Source organism: Streptomyces sp. NPDC044003 (genome assembly GCF_056435185.1).
The window spans coordinates 119,163-137,182 of record NZ_JBWKFA010000002.1 but is presented as its reverse complement, the minus strand read 5'-3'; the positions used below and the strand labels follow the sequence as shown (position 1 = coordinate 137,182).

The following is an 18,020-nucleotide window of genomic DNA, read 5'->3' as shown; positions in this document are numbered from 1 at the left end:
TCGCTTGGGAGATTTCCGGGGAGTTTCGCCGCAATCCGTGCAGTATGTGATGCCATGTCCCCTTCCTCCGACACGAGCGGTACGAGCGACGACGACCCCTACCCGAGCGGCTGGGAACCGCGGGACCCCACCCTCCCCGGCCCCGCGGGACGCCGCCGCCCCCGACGCCTCCGGCGCGTCCTGCGGACCCTCCTCGGGCTCCTCCTGCTCGGCACGCTGCTGCTCGCCGGCGCCTTCGTCGCCGGCTACCTCCTGGTGGAGATCCCGCCCGCCAACGCCGCCGCCGTCGCCCAGTCCAACGTCTACCTCTACCGGGACGGCACCCCCCTCGCCCGCGACGGCGAGGTCAACCGCGAGAACGTCCGCCTCGACCAGGTCCCGCTCGCCGTCCGCCGGGCCGTCCTCGCCGCCGAGGAGCGCGACTTCCACACCTCGCGCGCCGTCGACCCCAAGGCCATGGTCCGCGCCGCCTGGAACACCGTCACCGGCAAGGGCCGCCAGTCCGGCTCCACCATCACCCAGCAGTACGTCAAGAACTACTACCTGGGCCAGGAACAGACCCTCAGCCGCAAGGCCAAGGAGTTCTTCATCGCGATCAAACTCGGCCGCGAGAAGAGCAAGGAGGAGATCCTCCAGGGCTACCTGAACACCAGCTACTTCGGCCGGAACGCGTACGGCGTCCAGGCCGCCGCCCGCGCCTACTACGGCAAGGACGTCGAGCGGCTCGACACCGCCGAAGGCGCGTACCTCGCCTCCCTGCTCAAGGCCCCCAGCGCCTACGACGTCACCACCCACCCCGAGAACCGGACCAAGGCCGTCGCGCGCTGGCACTACGTCCTCGACGGCATGGTCAGCGAGGGCTGGCTCTCCCCCGCGGCCCGCGCCGCCGCCCGCTTCCCCGTCCCGCAGACCGCCCGCGCCGCGATCGCCCTCTCCGGCCAGCGCGGCTACCTCGTCCAGGCCGTCGAGGAGTACCTCACGGACCACGGGATCGTCGACGAGAAGACCCTCGCCGGCGGCGGCTTCCGCATCACCACCACCCTGGAGCCCGCCAAGCAGGAGGCCCTCGTCGACGCCGTCGAGGAGCGGGTCGTCTCCCGGCTGGACCCGGCGAACGCCCCCACCGACCGGTACGTACGGGTCGGGGCCGCGGCCGTCGACCCGGCGAACGGCAAGGTCCTCGCCATGTACGGCGGCGTCGACTACACCCAGCAGTACGTCAACAACGCCACCCGCCGCGACTACCAGGTCGGCTCCACCTTCAAGCCCTTCGTCTTCACGGCCGCCGTCCAGAACGGCGCCCAGACCCAGCAGGGCCGGCCCATCACCCCGTACACCGTCTACGACGGCACCAACCGCCGCCCGGTGGAAGGGTGGAACGGCAGCCCGTACGACCCCGCCAACGAGGACGACGCCAGCTACGGCGACATCGCCGTCGGCGCCGCCACCGACCTGTCCGTGAACGCCGTCTACGCCCAGATGGCCGTCGACGTCGGCCCCGCGCACGTCCGGCGCACCGCGATCGCCCTCGGCGTGCCCGGCACCACCCCCGACCTCACCGCCTCCCCCTCCATCGCCCTCGGCCCCGCCACCGCCAGCGTCCTCGACATGGCCTCGGCGTACGCGACGCTCGCCGCGCACGGCCGGAACGGCACGTACTCCCTCGTCGAGGAGATCAGCAGGAACGGCCAGGAGGTGGAGCTCCCGGCCGTCGCCCGCCGGCAGGCAGTGAGCCGCGAGGCCGCCGACACCACCACGTCGATCCTGCGGAGCGTCGTCGAGACCGGGACGGGCACGGCCGCACAGGCCGCCGGACGCCCGGCGGCGGGCAAGACGGGCACGGCGGAGGACGACAAGGCCGCCTGGTTCGCCGGCTACACCCCGGAGCTCGCGACGGTCGTCGCGGTCATGGGCCAGGACCCCGAGTCGGGATCGCAGGAACCGCTGTACGGCGCGCTCGGCCAGCCGCGCGTCAACGGCGGCGGGGTGCCGGCCGAGATCTGGGGCCGGTTCACCCGCGAAGCCCTGGCCGGAGCACCGGCCCGGGACTTCGAGCTCCGGCTGATGCCGGGGGCGGAGGCGCCGCCGGTGCCGCCCGTGCCGGACGGGCCGGAGGGCTGGTACGAGACGGGCGAGGCGGGTGAGGCGGGCGAGGCGGGACCGGGAGCGGCCTCACGGAGCCCCGGCCCCTCCCGCAGACCCGCCGCTCAGTGACCGCTGGTCGCCTTGAGCCCCACCACGGCGACGAGCAGCAGACAGACGAAGAAGATCCGGGCGGCGGTCGCCGGCTCACCCAGCACCACCATGCCGAGCACCGCCGCACCGGCCGCGCCGATGCCGACCCACACGCCGTACGCCGTACCGATCGGCAGCGTCTTGGCCGCCTGCGACAGCAGCATCATGGAGGCGACGATCCCCGCGCCGGTGAACACGCTCGGCCAGAGCCGGGTGAAGCCGTCGGTGTACTTCATGCCGATGGACCAGCCGACTTCGAGCAGACCGGCGACGATCAGCAGCACCCAGGCCATGACGAGACACCTCCGCGAGACGGATCAACAGGGGTGCGTCGTCTTGTCATGAACCCAGTAGGGATGGACCCAGTCGGGTGGACCCGGTACGGCGCGTCTCGTCGGGGTGTCTCCAGGCTAGCAAAGAACAGGCAGAGGCCCTGGTGACTCCGGTCACCAGGGCCTTCGTACGCTTCTTCGCTACAGCTTCTTCGCTACAGGTAGAGCCCGGTCGAGTCCGTGGCCCCCAGGAACCGGTCCGCGGCCACCGCGTGCAGATCGCGCTCACGCATCAGGACGTACGCGACACCCCGCACCTCGACCTCGGCACGGTCCTCGGGGTCGTACAGCACCCGGTCGCCGATCTCGACGGTACGGACGTTCTGGCCGACCGCGACCACCTCGGCCCAGGCGAGACGGCGGCCCACGGCGGCCGTCGCGGGGATCAGGATGCCGCCGCCGGAACGCCGCTCCCCCTCCGGGGAGTCGGTGCGGACCAGGACCCGGTCGTGGAGCATCCGGATGGGCAGCTTGTCGTGCGTGTTCTCGCTCACGAAGTGAACCTACCTGCCCGGGCGTGTAGCCCGCCGCCGGGGAGGGTCACGCCTTGTTCCTCCGCGAGGAGGAGACGAGGAGCCCGACGACGGCCAGGGCCACGACGGCCGCCGGAACGACCCGCTCCAGGCGGGGCGCGCCGTCCTCGTGGACGAAGCGGGCCTTCACGTCCGAGACGACCCGGTTGACGGCGACGAAGGCGCGTCCGGCCGTCTGGTCGACCGTCGAGGCGACCTTCGCCTTGGCGTCCCCGATGATCGTCTTCGGGTGCATCCGAATGCCGATCTCGTCGAGAGTGACGGCGAGCTGCTCGCGCCGGCGGACGATGTCCGCCTCGATCTGCGCAGGGGTCCTGGCCTCCGACACCGCGCTGCCTCCGTAGTCGTAATCAGTCGTTGACGGCCAGTCTGTCAGCTCCGCCGCGATCAGGTCGCCCCAGACCCCCATGAGACCCCATTAGGCTCTGAAATGCGTACGCGAACATTCCGAGGAGAGCCAGCCATGAGCGAGCGACTGCAGCCCGGCGACACCGCCCCCGCCTTCACCCTTCCCGACGCGGACGGCAACGAGGTCTCCCTCGCGGACCACAAGGGTCGCAAGGTCATCGTCTACTTCTACCCGGCGGCGCTCACCCCGGGCTGCACCAAGCAGGCGTGCGACTTCACCGACAACCTCGACGTCCTGGCCGCCGCCGGCTACGACGTCATCGGCGTCTCCCCCGACAAGCCGGAGAAGCTCGCGAAGTTCCGCGAGAAGGAGAACCTGAAGGTCACGCTGGTCGGCGACCCGTCGAAGGAGACCCTGGCGGCGTACGGCGCCTTCGGCGAGAAGAAGCTGTACGGCAAGGTCGTGACGGGCGTGATCCGCTCGACCGTCGTGGTCGACGAGGAGGGCCGGATCGAGCACGCCTTCTACAACGTGAAGGCCACGGGCCACGTCGCCAAGATCATCAAGGACCTGGGCGTCTGAGTCCGCCGCCCTCCCGAAGGCCCACCCCCACGGGGGTGGGCCTTCGGCGTGTGCGAGGCGCGCGTCAGCCGGCCGTGGGGGCGAAGGGGCCGTCCAGGGCCGCCCACTGCAGGAGCAGAACGGTCTTGCCGTCGACGATGCGCCCGTCCCGGGTCATGGCGAGGGCCTCGGCGAAGGGCAGTTCGAGGACCTCGATGTCCTCACCGTCCTCCTCGAGGCCGCCACCGGGCCCGGTCCGGTCGGCCGGGGTGTAGGGGGCGGCGAAGAAGTGGAGGCGCTCGGTGACGGAGCCGGGGCTCATGTAGGCGTCGAGGACGTGGGTGAGGGGGCCGAGGGTGACGCCGAGCTCCTCGGCGCTCTCGCGGCGGACGGCGGCCGGCGGGTCGTCCGCGTCGAGCAGCCCCGCGGCGGCTTCGACGAGCATGCCGTCGGGGTGGTCGTTGACGTAGGCGGGGTAGCGGAACTGGCGGGTGAGCAGAACGCGGCCGCGCTCGGTGTCGTACGGCAGGACGACCGCGCCGTTGCCGCGGTCGTACGTCTCGCGCTGCTGGGTCACCCGGCGCCCGTCGCGGCGGCGGTAGTCGAAGGTCGTGCGGCGCAGGACGTGCCAGCCCTGGGAGGTGAGCTCGACGTCACGGACGACGACGTCGGGATTGCGGTCGAGGCCGCGTCCGGCCCGGTCGAGGCCGGTGCGGCCACGATGGTCGGGGGTGTCGACGCCGGGGCGGGAGGTCACGCGGCCTCCCGCGGGACACGGGACGGGATCTGGGCCACGTCGCTGTAGACCGGCAGGCCGCGACGGCGGGCGGTGGCGACGTCCTGGTCGGCTCCGGCGGACTCGCCGGGCAGGCGCAGCACGGCGTCGCAGTGGGCGAGGAGACGGTCGGCGGCCGGGTAGAGGACCTGGTCGGCGAGGGGGTCGGTGGGGCCGGCGCCGGCCGAGTGCAGGACCGGCAGGGCGATCCACTCACCGATCACGGGCAGGTGACCGGCCGCGAAGACGGGCCACGCGGCCTCTTCGAGACGGGCGAGGTTGGCGGCCATGGCCTGCGGGGCGCCGCCGGTACCGGAGCGGTAGGGCCCGGCGATGAGGATGAGCATCGGCTTGTCGTCGTTCATGGCGCGCTACGATACATGCAGAAACGTGCAAGAACAGGAGAGAGTACGGATGCTGGCTGCCGAACGGCGTGACCATCTGCTGGATCTGCTCGCCCGCGAGGGCAAGATCGTCGCCAAGGACGTCGCCGCGGCGTTGGGGATCTCCGAGGACAGCGTGCGGCGCGACCTGCGCGACCTCGCGGCCGAGGGACTGTGCCAGCGGGTCTACGGCGGAGCGCTGCCCGTGTCGCCGGCCGTCGTCGACTACCGGGCCCGGCAGACCGTGGCCCCGGACGGCAAACGAAAGGTCGCCGCGGTGGCCGCCGGACTCGTACGGCCCGGCGGCGCCGTGATCCTCGACGGCGGCACCACCGCGCTGGCCGTGGCCCAGGCCCTCCCGCAGGACCTGGACTGCACGGTGATCACGCACAGCCCGACGATCGCGGCGGCCCTGCTCGACCACCCCCGGGCGGAGGTCTTCCTGCTCGGCGGACGCATCTTCAAGCACTCGGCGGTCGCCTGCGGCGCGGCCGCGGTCGAGGCCGCGCAGAACGTCTCCGCCGACCTGTGCCTGCTCGGCGTCACGGGGGTGCATCCCGAGGCGGGCCTGACGACCGGCGACGCGGAGGAAGCCGCGATGAAGCGCGCCCTGGCGGCGCGGGCCGCGGACACGTACGTCCTCGCCTCCTCGGAGAAGATCGGCACGGCCTCACGGTTCCGGGTCCTGCCCTGGGAGGACATCACGGGCCTGATCACGGACGCGCCCCAGGACGACCCGGTGATCGAACAGCTCGTGGCGCGCGAGATCGAGGTCCTGAGGGCCGACTGACGAGCCCACCCCGCCCCCAACGCGATATTCGTACGCGTTATGACGTGACCGTCCGATATTCGGCTCGTTAGTCCGTACGAGATCCGTACTGGGGAGGGAGCTCTATGGGGACGAGCGCGTACACGAAGGAACGGCTGGAGTCGGCGACGCGAGGGGCGCGGACGCTGACGGAGGCGCTGGAGAGGTTGGGGGTGGACCCGAGGAGCGGTTCCCGGCGGTACCTTCTCGACCGCATGCGGAAGCTGGGGGTGGACACGTCACACTTCGAGCGGGAGGGGGTGCGGTGGACGCGGGAGGTTCTGGAGGAGGCGGTGGCGGCTTCCACGAACACGTGCGAGGTGCTGCGCAGGCTGGGGGTGGAGATCGTGGGCGGGCAGCACACGCACATCAGCCGCCGAATCAAGGCGTACGGCATCGACACCTCGCACTTCCGCGCACCGTCACGGCGAGGCGAGGTCCGACGCCCCCGGACACCTGAGGGCTTGCTCGTCGAGCAGACCGGCCCGCAGGCCCGGCGCATTCCGAGCGACCGCCTTTCCTGGGCGATGTTGGAGTCGGGAATGCGGAGGCAATGTGCGATGTGCGGCAACGAAGCCATGTGGCTCGGCTGCCCGCTCCCGCTGGAGATCGACCACATTGACGGTGACTGGCGGAACAACCGCATCGAGAACCTGCGGTTCCTCTGCCCCAACTGTCACTCCGCGACGGACAACTACCGGGGACGAGGAAGGGGACGCGCCCGGTGAGGGAGGGCATCCGCTACACACGCGAGCGCCTTGCCGAGGCGGCGGCCCAGTGCGCGGACATCGACGAGGTCATGGACTTCTTCCGCGTACAGCCGTACGACAAGCTCCGCCGTTACCTCCTGAAGCGCTTCGCCCACTACGGCATCGACATCTCGCACTTTCCTCACCGGCGGCGGCGCAGCGGACCGCCACCGCGCCCGGCGCTGGAAGACCTGCGGAGCGCGGTCGAGGGGTCGCTCTCCATCGCCGGCGCCCTGCGCCTTCTGGGCAGGCCGGACAGCGGACAGATGCGTGCGCTGTTCCTGCAATGGACAGCGGAGGCCGGCCTGACCACCTCCCACTTCCTGGGGCAGGCACACCAACGGGACAAGCCCGGGGCGACCAAGCCCGCCGTGGAGCTCCTGGTCCGGCACGACGGGAAACGCAGGACTAGGACCCACCTGCTCCGGCGGGCGCTCCGTGAGGTGGGTGTGCCCGAGGAGTGCGGCAAGTGCGGCATCGGGCCCGAGTGGTTCGGGAAATCGATCACACTGGAGGTCGATCACATCAACGGAGACTGGAGCGACGACCGGCGCGAGAACCTGCGGCTGCTGTGCCCCAACTGTCATGCAGTCACTGACACCTGGTGCCGTGGCGGGCGCCGGGTAAAGTAAGGCCGTGCACAGCGTGCGCCCGTACGCCACCCGGTGAGCGACGATCTTTAGGTGGTCGTGTATGTCGGTTCGAATCCGACCGGGCGTACCACCGCAGGGGCCCGTCACCTTCCGATTCTCAAGGTGACGGGCCCCTCCGCTTCGCGGTCAGCCCAGCAGCTCCTTCACCACCGGTACCAGGGCCCGGAACGCCTTGCCCCGGTGGCTGATCGCGTTCTTCTGCGCCGGGGTCAGTTCCGCGCAGGTGACCTCGTGGCCCTCCGGCTGGAGGATCGGGTCGTAGCCGAAGCCGTTCGTGCCGACGGGGGCGTGGCGGAGGGTGCCCTCCATGCGGCCTTCGACCACCCGCTCCGTGCCGTCCGGGAGGGCCAGGGCCGCCGCGCAGGCGAAGTGGGCGCCTCGGTGGGTGTCGTCGATGTCCGACAGCTGGGCCAGCAGGAGGTTCAGGTTGGCCTTGTCGTCGCCGTGGGCTCCCGCCCAGCGGGCGGAGAAGATGCCGGGGGCGCCGTTCAGGACGTCGACGCAGAGGCCCGAGTCGTCGGCGACGGCCGGGAGGCCGGTGGCCCGGGCGAGGGCGTGGGCCTTGAGGAGGGCGTTCTCCGCGAAGGTCACGCCCGTTTCCTTGACGTCGGGGATCTCCGGGTACGCGTCCGCGCCGACGAGTTCGAGGTCGAGGCCCGCGTCGGCGAGGATCGCGTGGAGTTCGGTGATCTTGCCCGCGTTGCGGGTGGCGAGGATCAGGCGCTGTCGGGTCATGCCCCCGATTATCCCGGGGTGCAGACCTTGGCCACCTCGCCGGCCGCGTCGGTGATCGGCGTGATGTCCGGGGTGGTGTCGCCGTTCTTGACCGCGGTGCGGACGGAGTCCACGCCCTTGGTGAGGTCGTCGACGGCCTTCGAGAGGTCGGCGTTGTCCGTGGTGTTCTTGAGGTTGCCGAGTTCGGTGGAGATCGAGTTCAGGGACTCCTCGATCTGCGTGACGTCGTTGGACGCGTTGGAGACCGCCTGCTGGAGGTTCTGCACGGAGGTGGCGATCGCGTCGGCGGTCTTGACGCAGTCCATGGCCGTGTCGATGGCTCCGCAGCCGCTCAGGACGGTGGTGAGCGCGGCGGCCGTGGCCACGGTGAGTGCTATGCGGCGCTTCAAGGCGGGTTCTCCCCCAGGTATGGACGGACATGCGGACGGGCGGGCCCACGGAGCTTATCCGCAGGCCCGCCCGTCAGGACGCAGTCGACCGTCAGAGGGTTCCTTCGAGGGCCTTGCGCTGGATCTCGGCGAGTTCGGCGCAGCCGCCGGAGGCCAGGTCGAGGAGGGCGTTGAGCTCCTTGCGGTCGAAGGGCTCGGCCTCGGCGGTGCCCTGGACCTCGACGAAGCGGCCGTCGCCGGTGCAGACGACGTTCATGTCGGTGTCGGCGCGGACGTCCTCCTCGTAGCAGAGGTCGAGGAGGGGGACGCCGTCGACGATGCCCACCGACACCGCCGCGATGGTGCCGGTGAGGGGCTTGCGGCCGGCCTTGACCAGCTTCTTGCCCTGGGCCCAGGCCACGGCGTCGGCGAGGGCGACGTACGCGCCGGTGATGGCGGCGGTGCGGGTGCCGCCGTCGGCCTGGAGGACGTCGCAGTCGAGGACGACGGTGTTCTCGCCGAGGGCCTTGTAGTCGATGACGGCGCGCAGGGAGCGGCCGATCAGGCGGGAGATCTCGTGGGTGCGGCCGCCGATCTTGCCGCGGACGGATTCGCGGTCGCCGCGGGTGTTGGTGGCGCGGGGGAGCATGGAGTACTCACCGGTGACCCAGCCCTCGCCGCTGCCCTTGCGCCAGCGCGGGACGCCTTCGGTGACGGAGGCGGTGCAGAAGACCTTGGTGTCGCCGAAGGAGATGAGGACGGAGCCCTCGGCGTGCTTGCTCCAGCCGCGTTCGATGGTGACGGGGCGGAGCTGTTCGGGGGTACGGCCGTCGATGCGAGACATGGGACGAGCCTAGCCGGACATGACGGAGGGCCCGTTCCCCTGCCGGAACGGGCCCTCGTCGATGTGGGTCAGTGACTCACATCAGGTCTTCGATCTCCGCGGCGATCGGGTCTGCGTCGGTACCGATGACGACCTGGATGGCGGTGCCCATCTTCACGACGCCGTGGGCGCCGGCGGCCTTCAGGGCGGCCTCGTCGACGAGAGCGGGGTCCACGACCTCGGTGCGCAGGCGGGTGATGCAGCCTTCGACCTCTTCGATGTTGTCGATGCCGCCGAGCCCGGCGACGATCTTCTCAGCCTTGCTGGCCATGTGTTTCTCCCTGTCCGTTCTGCGTACCGACGGTCCGCGTTGTCACGGTAACCCACGGTTGGCCCAACTTCGCGAGCAAGTGCGGCCGTTCTACCGAATGATGACGATCACCGGCGGCCTGTCCTCAGCGGGCTCCCGGGAGCCTATCGCAACTGGTCTACACCAGTGTGCAACGAGATGCGGACCCGGGTTGTTCCGGGGAGGGAGGACGCCGATGAGTGCCGACAGCTCTGCGGCCGCGCCGAAACCCAAGAAGTCCCTGTCCTGGGGCGGCCTCTTCCAGGGCCTCCAGAAGATGGGCCGCAGTCTCCAGCTCCCCATCGCCGTCCTCCCGGCCGCCGGCATCATCAACCGGCTCGGGCAGCCGGACGTCTTCGGTGCCGAAGGTCTGGGCTGGGACAACGTCGCGAAGGTGATGGCGGGCGCGGGTGGTGCGCTGCTCGACGGCAGTCTCGGTCTTCCCCTGCTTTTCTGCATCGGCGTCGCGATCGGCATGGCGAAGAAGGCGGACGGCTCGACCGCGCTGGCGGCCGTGGTCGGCTTCCTCGTCTACTACAACGTGCTGCGCCAGTTCCCGAAGGACTGCCCGACGGGCACGGTGGACGTCAGCGGCGGCTGCCTCTCGCCCGAGGAGGCCTTCAGCGGTTACACGTACCAGAACCCCGGCGTCTTCGGCGGCATCATCATGGGCCTGATGGCGGCCTGGTTCTGGCAGCGCTATCACCGGACGAAGCTGGTCGACTGGCTCGGCTTCTTCAACGGCCGCCGGCTCGTGCCGATCATCATGACGTTCGTGGCGATCGCGTTCGCCTCGATCTGCCTGTGGGTCTGGCCGCCGATCGGCGACGGCCTGGAGAACTTCAGCGACTGGCTGGTCGGGCTGGGCGCCTGGGGTTCGGGCATCTTCGGCCTCGCGAACCGCGCGCTGCTCGTCATCGGCCTGCACCAGTTCCTGAACGTGCCCATCTGGTTCCAGTTCGGCACGTACACCAAGCCGGACGGCACGGTGGTCCACGGCGACATCCCGATGTTCCTCGCGGGCGACCCGAACGCCGGTCAGTTCCTGACGGGCTTCTTCCCGATCATGATGTTCGCGCTGCCGGCCGCGGCGCTCGCGATCACCCACACCGCGAAGCCGAACCGCCGCAAGGCGGTCGGCGGCATGATGCTCTCGGTCGCCCTGACCTCGTTCGTCACGGGCATCACCGAGCCGATCGAGTACTCGTTCCTCTTCGTCGCGCCGCCGCTCTATGTGATCCACGCACTCCTGACCGGCGTCTCGATGGCGCTGACCTGGGCGCTCGGCGTGAAGGACGGATTCAGCTTCTCGGCCGGCCTGATCGACTACGTGATCAACTGGAACCTCGCGACGAAACCGTGGCTGATCATTCCGATCGGGCTCGGGTTCGCGGTCGTGTACTACGCGATCTTCCGGTTCGCGATCACCAAGTTCAACCTCCAGACGCCCGGCCGCGAGCCGGACGAGATCGAGGAGGAGATCGAGCGCGACAACGTCAAGTAGCCCCGCGATCACGCGCTGAAGCCCGCCCGCTTTCGGGGCTTTCGACCCCCTCGTAAGGCCCGTCAAAGGCCCCTGGACCTGACCGTCCGGGGGTCTTTTGTCGTGCATCTCCGGCTATGGCTGAGTACACAAAATTCGCAGGTTCCTTATCTAAGTCTCACGTGCTACAACTGGTCTACACCACTCATTGGTGTAGACCACGCGGTCCAGACCACCGCGTTCCACGAGACGTCGCCTCCCCCCGTGTTCACTGTCATGGCGGCGCCTTGCCTTACTGGAGGAAGTTGATGAGTACGGCCACCGCCCAGGCCGCCGCTCCCGCGAAGAAGCGCGGATCCGGCCTGTTCCAGGGCCTGCAGAAGGTCGGTCGCAGCCTGCAGCTGCCGATCGCCGTGCTGCCGGCCGCGGGTATCTTGCTCCGTCTCGGCCAGCCTGACGTCTTCGGCAAGGACGGTCTCGGCTGGGACAAGGTCGCGTCGGTCTTCGCCACCGCCGGTGGCGCGGTCTTCGACAACCTGCCCCTGCTCTTCTGCATCGGCGTCGCCATCGGCTTCGCCAAGAAGGCGGACGGCTCCACCGCCCTGGCCGCGCTCGTCGGCTTCCTGGTCTACAGCAACGTGCTGAAGGCCTTCCCCATCACCGAGGCAGTCGTCAACACGACCGCCAACAAGGGTGTCGACGTCGCCGCGACGTACAACAACCCGGGCGTCCTCGGCGGCATCCTGATGGGTCTGCTCTCGGCCGTCCTGTGGCAGCGGTTCCACCGCACCAAGCTCGTCGACTGGCTCGGCTTCTTCAACGGCCGCCGTCTCGTCCCGATCATCATGGCCTTCGTCGGCACCGCCGTCGGCGTCGTCTTCGGCCTGGTCTGGGAGCCGATCGGTGAGGGCATCTCCAGCTTCGGCGAGTGGATGACCGGCCTGGGTGCCGGTGGCGCCGGTCTCTTCGGTCTCATCAACCGCGCGCTGATCCCGGTCGGCATGCACCAGTTCGTGAACACCGTCTCCTGGTTCCAGATCGGTGACTTCACCAACGCCGCCGGCGAGGTCGTCCACGGTGACCTCAACCGCTTCTTCGCCGGTGACCCGAGCGCCGGAATCTTCATGTCGGGCTTCTTCCCGATCATGATGTTCGGCCTCCCGGCCGCCGCGATCGCCATCGCCCACGCCGCCCGCCCCGAGCGCCGCAAGGCCGTCATGGGCATGATGGTCTCCCTCGCGCTGACCTCCTTCGTCACGGGTATCACCGAGCCGATCGAGTTCACCTTCATGTTCATCGCGCCGGTCCTGTACGCGATCCACGCGGTCCTGACCGCCGTCTCCATGGCCGTCACCTGGGCTTTCGGCGTCCACGCGGGCTTCACCTTCTCCGCGGGCGGCATCGACTACCTGCTCAACTGGAACCTCTCGACCAAGCCGTGGCTGATCATCCCGATCGGTCTGGTCTTCGCGGCGATCTACTACGTGGTCTTCCGCTTCGCGATCACCAAGTTCAACCTCCCCACCCCGGGCCGCGAGCCCGAGGAGGAGATCGAGGACCTCACCAAGGCGTGAGCCCCGCCCGTACGAAGGGGAAGGCCCCGGAACCTGGCTTCAGGTTCCGGGGCCTTCCCTGTTCTGCGTACAGACGTTCTGCGTACGGGACGTTCCGCGTACGGGAACTCAGATCTCGTACACCGCTCCCGGCCGCGCCAGCTCCGACGGGCCCTTGTACACCTCGCGCGCGTCCGCCAGGTTCCGCTCGCCGTCCGTCCACGGCGGGATGTGGGTGAGCACCAGGCGGCCCACCTCCGCCCGGCTCGCGTGCGCGCCGGCCTCCCGGCCGTTGAGGTGGAGGTCCGGGACGTCCTCCTTGCCGTGGGTGAAGGAGGCCTCGCAGAGGAAGAGGTCGGTGCCGCCGGCGAGGTCGTGCAGCGCGTCGCAGACCCCGGTGTCCCCGGAGTACGTGAGCGAACGGCCGCCGTGCTCGACGCGGATGCCGTACGCCTCGACCGGGTGGCACACCTTCTCCGTACGGACGGAGAACGGGCCGATCTCGAAGCTGTCGCCGGACTTCAGCGTGCGGAAGTCGAAGACCTCGCTCATCGAGGACGGCGAGGGCGTGTCCGCGTAGGCCGTGGTCAGGCGCTGCTCGGCGCCCTCGGGGGCGTACACGGGGATCGCGTCGCAGCGTCCGCCCTCGTGCCGGTAGTAACGGGCGACGAAGTACCCGCACATGTCGATGCAGTGGTCCGCGTGCAGATGGCTGAGGAAGATCGCGTCGAGGTCGTACAGACCGATGTGTCGCTGCAGCTCGCCCAGGGCGCCGTTGCCCATGTCGAGGAGCAGCCGGAAGCCGTCGGCCTCGACGAGGTAGCTCGAACAGGCCGAGTCCGCGGACGGGAACGACCCCGAGCAGCCGACGACGGTGAGCTTCATGGAGCGTGAACCTCCGTGGACGGGTGCGGGAAACGCGCTGAGGGAGGGGAGGCTGTGCGGTCAGTCGAGCGTAAGGCGCACCCGGGCCCGACGCTCCTTCGTGGTGGCCCGTTGTGGGCGAACTCACGGGCTCTGTCACCGGTTCGGATGGATGGCGGGGCGCGGCGGCGGGGTGGGGCGCGCACCGGTACCTTCTTGAGGTATGGACACGTCGTGGTGGCCCGCGCTGGTCGCGGTCGTGGTGATCGCGCTGGTGGTGGCGGTCGCCTGGGGGTCCCCCCGGACGAAGTCTGGGGGAGGGGGGAATCGGTCGAGGCGGAGGCCTGCGGGGCGGACTCGGCCGCCGCGCGGCCCCGCCGGGCCCCGGCGGGCTCCGGCTCGACCCGGCCGGGCGCCGAGAGCGGCCGAGATCTGGTGGGCGGACGTGCCCTTCGAGGACGGGCCCGGGTCGAAGGACCGGCCCTGTCTGGTGCTCGTGGTACGAGGGGACAGCGCGCTCGTCGCCAAGATCACCAGCAAGTACCACGACGAGCGGCCGGGCGTGATCGCGCTGCCGCCGGGGGCGGTGGGTGACGCGCAGGGGCGGCCGAGCTTCCTGGAGACGGACGAGCTGCGGGAGGTTCCGGTGGGGGACTTCCGCCGGAGAGTGGGGACGGCGGACCCGGTCGTGTGGGACCAGGTCCGCCATCTTGCGCGCTAGCTCGGTGCGGCCTCTTCCGGTGCGGGTTCGGGCGCTGGAGCCTGGGCGCGGCTGAACGCGCCGTCCGGTGTGCCCACCCTCCCCCAAGCTCTCGGCTTCGCTCGAGCGGGGGGGGACCCCCATCGCCCCAGCGGGACGATTGCCCACACCTACTACGCCCAGAGCTGGCCCTGGACCGCCGCGATCGCCTCTTCCGTCGTCTTGGCCGTGTAGAGGCCCGTCGAGAGGTACTTCCAGCCGCCGTCGGCCACGACGAAGGCGATGTCGGCGGTCTCGCCCGCCTTGAGGGCCTTGTTGCCGACGCCGATGGCCGCGTGGAGCGCGGCGCCGGTGGAGACGCCCGCGAAGATGCCCTCCTGCTGGAGGAGTTCGCGGGTGCGGGTGACCGCGTCGGCGGAGCCGACGGAGAAGCGGGTGGTGAGGACGGAGGCGTCGTACAGCTCGGGGACGAAGCCCTCGTCGAGGTTGCGCAGGCCGTAGACGAGGTCGTCGTAGCGCGGCTCGGCGGCGACGATCTTGACGTCGGGCTTGTGCTCGCGCAGGTAGCGGCCGACGCCCATCAGGGTCCCGGTGGTGCCGAGGCCGGCCACGAAGTGGGTGATGGAGGGGAGGTCGGCGAGGATCTCCGGGCCTGTGGTGGCGTAGTGCGCACCGGCGTTGTCGGGGTTGCCGTACTGGTAGAGCATCACCCAGGAGGGGTTCTCGGCGGAGAGCTCCTTGGCGACGCGTACCGCCGTGTTCGAGCCGCCGGCCGCGGGGGACGAGATGATCTCGGCGCCCCACATGGCGAGCAGCTGGCGGCGCTCCTCGCTGGTGTTCTCGGGCATGACGCAGACGATGCGGTAGCCCTTGAGCTTGGCGGCCATGGCGAGGGAGATGCCGGTGTTGCCGCTGGTCGGCTCCAGGATGGTGCAGCCGGGGGTGAGGCGGCCGTCCTTCTCCGCCTGCTCGATCATGTGGAGCGCAGGGCGGTCCTTGACCGAGCCGGTGGGGTTGCGGTCCTCCAGCTTCGCCCAGATGCGGACGTCGTCCGAGGGCGAGAGCCGGGGGAGGCGGACCAGCGGCGTGTTGCCGACGGCGGCCAGCGAGGAGTCGTAGCGCATGTGGATCAGACCATGCCGCCGGCGACGGCCGGCAGGATCGTGACGCTGTCGCCGTCGGTGAGCTTGGTGTCGATGCCGTCGAGGAAGCGGACGTCCTCGTCGTTGAGGTAGACGTTGACGAAGCGGCGGAGCTTGCCGCCGTCCACGATGCGGGCCTCGATCCCGTTGTGGCGGGTCTCCAGGTCGGCGAAGAGCTCGGCGAGGGTCGCGCCGCTGCCCTCGACGGCCTTCTCGCCGTCGGTGTAGGTGCGGAGGATGGTCGGGATGCGGACCTCGATGGCCATGGCGTGGGCTCCTGTCGGAAGTGGCGTGATGGGCGCGCTTCTGTGGCCCCGCGCGGAGGGGGTCGTGCGGTGAGGGCGCTCGGCCGGGTGCTCAGCGCGCAGCGCGTGCGGTACAGCGTGAGGTACAGATCGCGCTGGCGAGGCGGCACAGGTCGACGTGCAGGCGTGCCACGAGCATGGTGGTGCTCGGAGTCTCTTCGCTCACGTCGTGGGAAACCATGGGCTCATCGTATCGATTCCCGGTCCGGGTTCCGGAATGTGATCTCATATGCCGGATGGTTCCTGACCGACTGGCGGACTTCGGCGGGCAGACCGCCTGGTCGCGGGCGACCGTCCCGCGAGAACGGAACGGTCGCCCCCGGTGAGGCCTACGCGTACGCCTCGACGACCTTGACCTCTTCCTCCGTCACGACGCCCTCGACGATCGAGAAGGAGCGGAACTGGAAGGGGCCGGCGCCGTCGGTGTCGGCGGTGGAGACGAGGACGTAGTGCGCCTGCGGCTCGTTGGCGTACGAGATGTCCGTGCGGGACGGGTGGGCCTCGGTCGCGGTGTGCGAGTGGTAGATGATCACGGGCTCCTCGTCCCGGTCGTCCATCTCGCGGTAGAGCTTCAGCAGGTCCGAGGAGTCGAACTCGTAGAAGGTGGGCGAGCGCGCGGCGTTCAGCATCGGGATGAAGCGCTCCGGGCGGCCCTCGCCGACCGGGCCGGCGACGACCCCGCAGGCCTCGTCGGGGTGGTCCGCGCGGGAGTGCGCCACGATCTGGTCGTACAGGGCCCGGGTGATGGTCAGCATGCCGACAGGATAAGCAGACGGGCCGTTCCGTACCGATGGATGGTACGGAACGGCCCGAATGGTGAGACCTGGCAGATCAGGAGCGCTTGGCGAAGGCCGCGCCCTGCGGGTTGCGGGCCTTGAGGACCAGGTAGGAGACCGCGAGGACCAGGCCCCAGACCGGAGCGCCGTAGAGCGCGACGCGGTTGTCCTTGTCCATGCCCATCGTCACGATCACCATGCCGATGAAGGCGAGCGAGAAGACGCTGAACCAGATGCCGCCCGGGGCCTTGAAGGACGACTGCGGCAGCTCGCCGCGGTCCGCCTTGAGGCGGTAGCGGATCTGGCAGAAGAGGATGACGATCCAGGCCCACATGCCGGAGATGGTGGCGAAGGAGACGACGTAGTTGAACGCCTCGCCGGGCCACTGGTAGTTGATCCAGACGCCGACCATCATCAGCGCGGCCGAGACCGTGGTGCCGACCAGCGGCGTGCCGGACTTGGTGAGCTTGGTGAAGACCTTCGGGCCCTGGCCGTTGAGCGCGAGGTCGCGCAGCATGCGGCCGGTGGAGTACATGCCGGAGTTGCAGGAGGACAGGGCCGCCGTCAGGACGACGAAGTTGACGATGGCGGCGCCGATGCCGAGGCCCATCCGCTCGAACGCCTCGACGAAGGGGCTGACGCCCGGCTTGAAGGCGGTCCACGGGACGACCGACAGGATCATGATCAGCGCGCCGACGTAGAAGACGGCGATGCGCCACGGCACGGTGTTGATCGCCTTCGGCAGGACCGTCTTCGGGTCCTTCGACTCGCCCGCCGTCACGCCGACGAGCTCCACCGCGAGGAAGGCGAACATGACCATCTGGAGGGTCATCAGGGTGGAGAAGATGCCGTCGTCGCCGGCGAAGAAGCCGCCGAGGTCCCACAGGTGGGTGACGGAGGCGGTGGCGCCGGCGTCGGAGAAGCCGAGGGTGAGGATGCCGGCGCAGATCAGGATCATGCCGACGATCGCGGTGACCTTGACCATGGAGAACCAGAACTCCAGCTCACCGAAGAGCTTCACGGAGATCAGGTTGGCGGCGTAGAGGATCACGGTGAAGACGAGGGCGGACAGCCACTGGGGGATGTCCCACCAGTACGTCATATAGGTCGCCGCGGCGGTGACCTCGGTGATGCCGGTGACGACCCAGAAGAGCCAGTACGTCCAGCCGGTCGCGAAGCCCGCGAACGGGCCGATGAACTCGCGGGCGTACTCCGAGAAGGAGCCCGACACGGGGCGGTACATGAGGAGCTCGCCGAGCGCCCGCATGATGAAGAAGATGACGAGGCCCGCGACCGCGTACGCGAGGATCAGGCTCGGTCCCGCGATGGAGATGCCCTTGCCCGCGCCGAGGAAGAGCCCGGTGCCGATGGCACCGCCGATCGCGATCATCTGGATCTGCCGGGCGCCGAGTGCCCGGTGGTAACCCTCGCCGGAGGCGGAGTCCGCGGCCTCATTGCCGTCGTGCTGCTTGTCGACCTGCACTGAGGTCATGGTGGTGCGCCTTTCTCCATGCTGATCCGCGCGACTGCGAGTGCGTCTGCTG

Annotated in this window: 23 protein-coding genes, 1 tRNA gene and 1 riboswitch; of the genes, 9 read left to right on the top strand and 15 right to left on the bottom strand. The window is 69.8% G+C overall.

All coding sequences use genetic code 11. The features are described 5' to 3' along the window. The first annotated feature begins 54 nt into the window (after positions 1-54). Positions 55-2,214 carry a transglycosylase domain-containing protein gene (locus tag AC07AW_RS07300; RefSeq protein ID WP_478814499.1) on the top strand — a complete coding sequence of 720 codons (2,160 nt, stop codon included), beginning with the start codon at positions 55-57 and terminating at the stop codon, positions 2,212-2,214. On the opposite strand, the gene AC07AW_RS07295 is transcribed toward AC07AW_RS07300, so the two are convergent. The 3 genes from AC07AW_RS07295 to AC07AW_RS07285 form a co-directional block, all read right to left on the bottom strand. After that, positions 2,208-2,528, bottom strand: coding sequence for a DMT family transporter (locus tag AC07AW_RS07295; RefSeq protein WP_369144463.1), 321 nt, complete (start codon positions 2,526-2,528; stop codon positions 2,208-2,210). The two genes, AC07AW_RS07300 and AC07AW_RS07295, sit on opposite strands and share 7 nt — an antisense overlap. A gap of 32 nt (positions 2,529-2,560) precedes the next feature. Next, positions 2,561-2,651: riboswitch (guanidine-III (ykkC-III) riboswitch) on the bottom strand. Between the two features lie 71 nt (positions 2,652-2,722). Further along, positions 2,723-3,061 (bottom strand): GroES family chaperonin, encoded by a 339-nt coding sequence (locus tag AC07AW_RS07290; RefSeq protein WP_478814498.1) that lies wholly within the window; start codon positions 3,059-3,061, stop codon positions 2,723-2,725. Between the two features lie 46 nt (positions 3,062-3,107). Continuing rightward, a complete protein-coding gene (locus AC07AW_RS07285) occupies positions 3,108-3,428 on the bottom strand; it encodes a DUF3618 domain-containing protein (protein WP_478815299.1) in 321 nt (106 codons plus the stop codon). Between the two features lie 135 nt (positions 3,429-3,563). Between AC07AW_RS07285 and bcp the strand changes: the two genes are divergently transcribed. After that, positions 3,564-4,031, top strand: coding sequence for a thioredoxin-dependent thiol peroxidase (gene bcp, locus AC07AW_RS07280; protein ID WP_478814497.1), 468 nt, complete (start codon positions 3,564-3,566; stop codon positions 4,029-4,031). Between the two features lie 64 nt (positions 4,032-4,095). On the opposite strand, the gene AC07AW_RS07275 is transcribed toward bcp, so the two are convergent. Together AC07AW_RS07275 and AC07AW_RS07270 are read right to left on the bottom strand one after the other, a co-directional pair. Further along, positions 4,096-4,767, bottom strand: a complete 672-nt coding sequence (locus AC07AW_RS07275; RefSeq protein WP_478814496.1) for an NUDIX domain-containing protein — start codon at positions 4,765-4,767, stop codon at positions 4,096-4,098. Then, entirely contained in the window at positions 4,764-5,150 is a 387-nt protein-coding gene (locus tag AC07AW_RS07270; protein ID WP_478814495.1) for a DUF4406 domain-containing protein, read from the bottom strand. The genes AC07AW_RS07275 and AC07AW_RS07270 overlap by 4 nt, the downstream gene beginning before the upstream one ends. A gap of 49 nt (positions 5,151-5,199) precedes the next feature. Between AC07AW_RS07270 and AC07AW_RS07265 the strand changes: the two genes are divergently transcribed. The 4 genes from AC07AW_RS07265 (at position 5,200) to AC07AW_RS07250 (ending at position 7,448) form a co-directional block, all read left to right on the top strand. Further along, entirely contained in the window at positions 5,200-5,958 is a 759-nt protein-coding gene (locus AC07AW_RS07265) for a DeoR/GlpR family DNA-binding transcription regulator (RefSeq protein ID WP_478814494.1), read from the top strand. Between the two features lie 104 nt (positions 5,959-6,062). Further along, complete coding sequence (locus AC07AW_RS07260; protein ID WP_478814493.1) at positions 6,063-6,704, top strand: HNH endonuclease signature motif containing protein; 642 nt, start codon at positions 6,063-6,065, stop codon at positions 6,702-6,704. Further along, positions 6,701-7,357 carry an HNH endonuclease signature motif containing protein gene (locus AC07AW_RS07255; protein ID WP_478814492.1) on the top strand — a complete coding sequence of 219 codons (657 nt, stop codon included), beginning with the start codon at positions 6,701-6,703 and terminating at the stop codon, positions 7,355-7,357. Before AC07AW_RS07260 ends, AC07AW_RS07255 begins: the two co-directional genes overlap by 4 nt. Positions 7,358-7,372: 15 nt before the next feature. Beyond that, positions 7,373-7,448 (top strand) — tRNA-Leu (locus tag AC07AW_RS07250). A 56-nt stretch (positions 7,449-7,504) separates the two neighbouring features. Here the strand turns inward: AC07AW_RS07250 and rdgB are convergent. From rdgB to AC07AW_RS07230, 4 genes are all read right to left on the bottom strand, one after another. Next, the gene (rdgB, locus tag AC07AW_RS07245) at positions 7,505-8,113 is read right to left on the bottom strand and encodes an RdgB/HAM1 family non-canonical purine NTP pyrophosphatase (protein WP_478814491.1); all 609 of its coding nucleotides are present in this window, start codon (positions 8,111-8,113) and stop codon (positions 7,505-7,507) included. Between the two features lie 8 nt (positions 8,114-8,121). Beyond that, the gene (locus AC07AW_RS07240; RefSeq protein ID WP_392153592.1) at positions 8,122-8,502 is read right to left on the bottom strand and encodes a hypothetical protein; all 381 of its coding nucleotides are present in this window, start codon (positions 8,500-8,502) and stop codon (positions 8,122-8,124) included. Between the two features lie 91 nt (positions 8,503-8,593). Then, on the bottom strand, positions 8,594-9,325 hold the full coding sequence (rph, locus tag AC07AW_RS07235) for a ribonuclease PH (RefSeq protein WP_392153590.1): 732 nt from the start codon (positions 9,323-9,325) through the stop codon (positions 8,594-8,596). A gap of 76 nt (positions 9,326-9,401) precedes the next feature. Continuing rightward, entirely contained in the window at positions 9,402-9,635 is a 234-nt protein-coding gene (locus tag AC07AW_RS07230; RefSeq protein ID WP_041129428.1) for a PTS sugar transporter subunit IIB, read from the bottom strand. Between the two features lie 214 nt (positions 9,636-9,849). Here AC07AW_RS07230 and AC07AW_RS07225 point away from each other — a divergent pair, with 214 nt between their 5' ends. Further along, positions 9,850-11,157, top strand: a complete 1,308-nt coding sequence (locus AC07AW_RS07225) for a PTS transporter subunit EIIC (RefSeq protein WP_478814490.1) — start codon at positions 9,850-9,852, stop codon at positions 11,155-11,157. Positions 11,158-11,444: 287 nt separating this feature from the next. Then, the gene (locus AC07AW_RS07220) at positions 11,445-12,710 is read left to right on the top strand and encodes a PTS transporter subunit EIIC (RefSeq protein ID WP_478814489.1); all 1,266 of its coding nucleotides are present in this window, start codon (positions 11,445-11,447) and stop codon (positions 12,708-12,710) included. A gap of 108 nt (positions 12,711-12,818) precedes the next feature. Here the strand turns inward: AC07AW_RS07220 and AC07AW_RS07215 are convergent, their stop codons facing one another. Next, complete coding sequence (locus AC07AW_RS07215) at positions 12,819-13,574, bottom strand: MBL fold metallo-hydrolase (RefSeq protein WP_478814488.1); 756 nt, start codon at positions 13,572-13,574, stop codon at positions 12,819-12,821. A gap of 202 nt (positions 13,575-13,776) precedes the next feature. Here AC07AW_RS07215 and AC07AW_RS07210 point away from each other — a divergent pair, with 202 nt between their 5' ends. Further along, positions 13,777-14,274 (top strand): type II toxin-antitoxin system PemK/MazF family toxin, encoded by a 498-nt coding sequence (locus AC07AW_RS07210; protein ID WP_478814487.1) that lies wholly within the window; start codon positions 13,777-13,779, stop codon positions 14,272-14,274. A 152-nt stretch (positions 14,275-14,426) separates the two neighbouring features. Here AC07AW_RS07210 and AC07AW_RS07205 read toward each other — a convergent pair whose 3' ends face one another. From AC07AW_RS07205 to AC07AW_RS07185, 5 genes are all read right to left on the bottom strand, one after another. Then, the gene (locus AC07AW_RS07205) at positions 14,427-15,377 is read right to left on the bottom strand and encodes a PLP-dependent cysteine synthase family protein (RefSeq protein WP_369144470.1); all 951 of its coding nucleotides are present in this window, start codon (positions 15,375-15,377) and stop codon (positions 14,427-14,429) included. Positions 15,378-15,382: 5 nt separating this feature from the next. Further along, positions 15,383-15,661 carry a MoaD/ThiS family protein gene (locus tag AC07AW_RS07200; protein ID WP_031011677.1) on the bottom strand — a complete coding sequence of 93 codons (279 nt, stop codon included), beginning with the start codon at positions 15,659-15,661 and terminating at the stop codon, positions 15,383-15,385. Positions 15,662-15,752: 91 nt separating this feature from the next. Beyond that, positions 15,753-15,881: a putative leader peptide gene (locus AC07AW_RS07195; protein ID WP_478814486.1), complete on the bottom strand. Its 129-nt coding sequence runs from the start codon at positions 15,879-15,881 to the stop codon at positions 15,753-15,755. Positions 15,882-16,029: 148 nt separating this feature from the next. Continuing rightward, the gene (locus tag AC07AW_RS07190; protein WP_478814485.1) at positions 16,030-16,455 is read right to left on the bottom strand and encodes a M67 family metallopeptidase; all 426 of its coding nucleotides are present in this window, start codon (positions 16,453-16,455) and stop codon (positions 16,030-16,032) included. 76 nt (positions 16,456-16,531) lie between these two features. After that, positions 16,532-17,968, bottom strand: a complete 1,437-nt coding sequence (locus AC07AW_RS07185; protein WP_478814484.1) for an amino acid permease — start codon at positions 17,966-17,968, stop codon at positions 16,532-16,534. Positions 17,969-18,020: the final 52 nt, after the last annotated feature.

Coding starts and splice junctions, on each gene's coding strand:
- AC07AW_RS07300 (WP_478814499.1), top strand. CDS start 55: ATGTCCCCTTCCTCCGACACGAGCGGTACGAGCGACGACGACCCCTAC.
- AC07AW_RS07295 (WP_369144463.1), bottom strand. CDS start 2,528: ATGGCCTGGGTGCTGCTGATCGTCGCCGGTCTGCTCGAAGTCGGCTGG.
- bcp (WP_478814497.1), top strand. CDS start 3,564: ATGAGCGAGCGACTGCAGCCCGGCGACACCGCCCCCGCCTTCACCCTT.
- AC07AW_RS07270 (WP_478814495.1), bottom strand. CDS start 5,150: ATGAACGACGACAAGCCGATGCTCATCCTCATCGCCGGGCCCTACCGC.
- AC07AW_RS07265 (WP_478814494.1), top strand. CDS start 5,200: ATGCTGGCTGCCGAACGGCGTGACCATCTGCTGGATCTGCTCGCCCGC.
- AC07AW_RS07260 (WP_478814493.1), top strand. CDS start 6,063: ATGGGGACGAGCGCGTACACGAAGGAACGGCTGGAGTCGGCGACGCGA.
- rdgB (WP_478814491.1), bottom strand. CDS start 8,113: ATGACCCGACAGCGCCTGATCCTCGCCACCCGCAACGCGGGCAAGATC.
- rph (WP_392153590.1), bottom strand. CDS start 9,325: ATGTCTCGCATCGACGGCCGTACCCCCGAACAGCTCCGCCCCGTCACC.
- AC07AW_RS07230 (WP_041129428.1), bottom strand. CDS start 9,635: ATGGCCAGCAAGGCTGAGAAGATCGTCGCCGGGCTCGGCGGCATCGAC.
- AC07AW_RS07225 (WP_478814490.1), top strand. CDS start 9,850: ATGAGTGCCGACAGCTCTGCGGCCGCGCCGAAACCCAAGAAGTCCCTG.
- AC07AW_RS07220 (WP_478814489.1), top strand. CDS start 11,445: ATGAGTACGGCCACCGCCCAGGCCGCCGCTCCCGCGAAGAAGCGCGGA.
- AC07AW_RS07215 (WP_478814488.1), bottom strand. CDS start 13,574: ATGAAGCTCACCGTCGTCGGCTGCTCGGGGTCGTTCCCGTCCGCGGAC.
- AC07AW_RS07210 (WP_478814487.1), top strand. CDS start 13,777: ATGGACACGTCGTGGTGGCCCGCGCTGGTCGCGGTCGTGGTGATCGCG.
- AC07AW_RS07205 (WP_369144470.1), bottom strand. CDS start 15,377: ATGCGCTACGACTCCTCGCTGGCCGCCGTCGGCAACACGCCGCTGGTC.
- AC07AW_RS07200 (WP_031011677.1), bottom strand. CDS start 15,661: ATGGCCATCGAGGTCCGCATCCCGACCATCCTCCGCACCTACACCGAC.
- AC07AW_RS07195 (WP_478814486.1), bottom strand. CDS start 15,881: ATGGTTTCCCACGACGTGAGCGAAGAGACTCCGAGCACCACCATGCTC.
- AC07AW_RS07190 (WP_478814485.1), bottom strand. CDS start 16,455: ATGCTGACCATCACCCGGGCCCTGTACGACCAGATCGTGGCGCACTCC.
- AC07AW_RS07185 (WP_478814484.1), bottom strand. CDS start 17,968: ATGACCTCAGTGCAGGTCGACAAGCAGCACGACGGCAATGAGGCCGCG.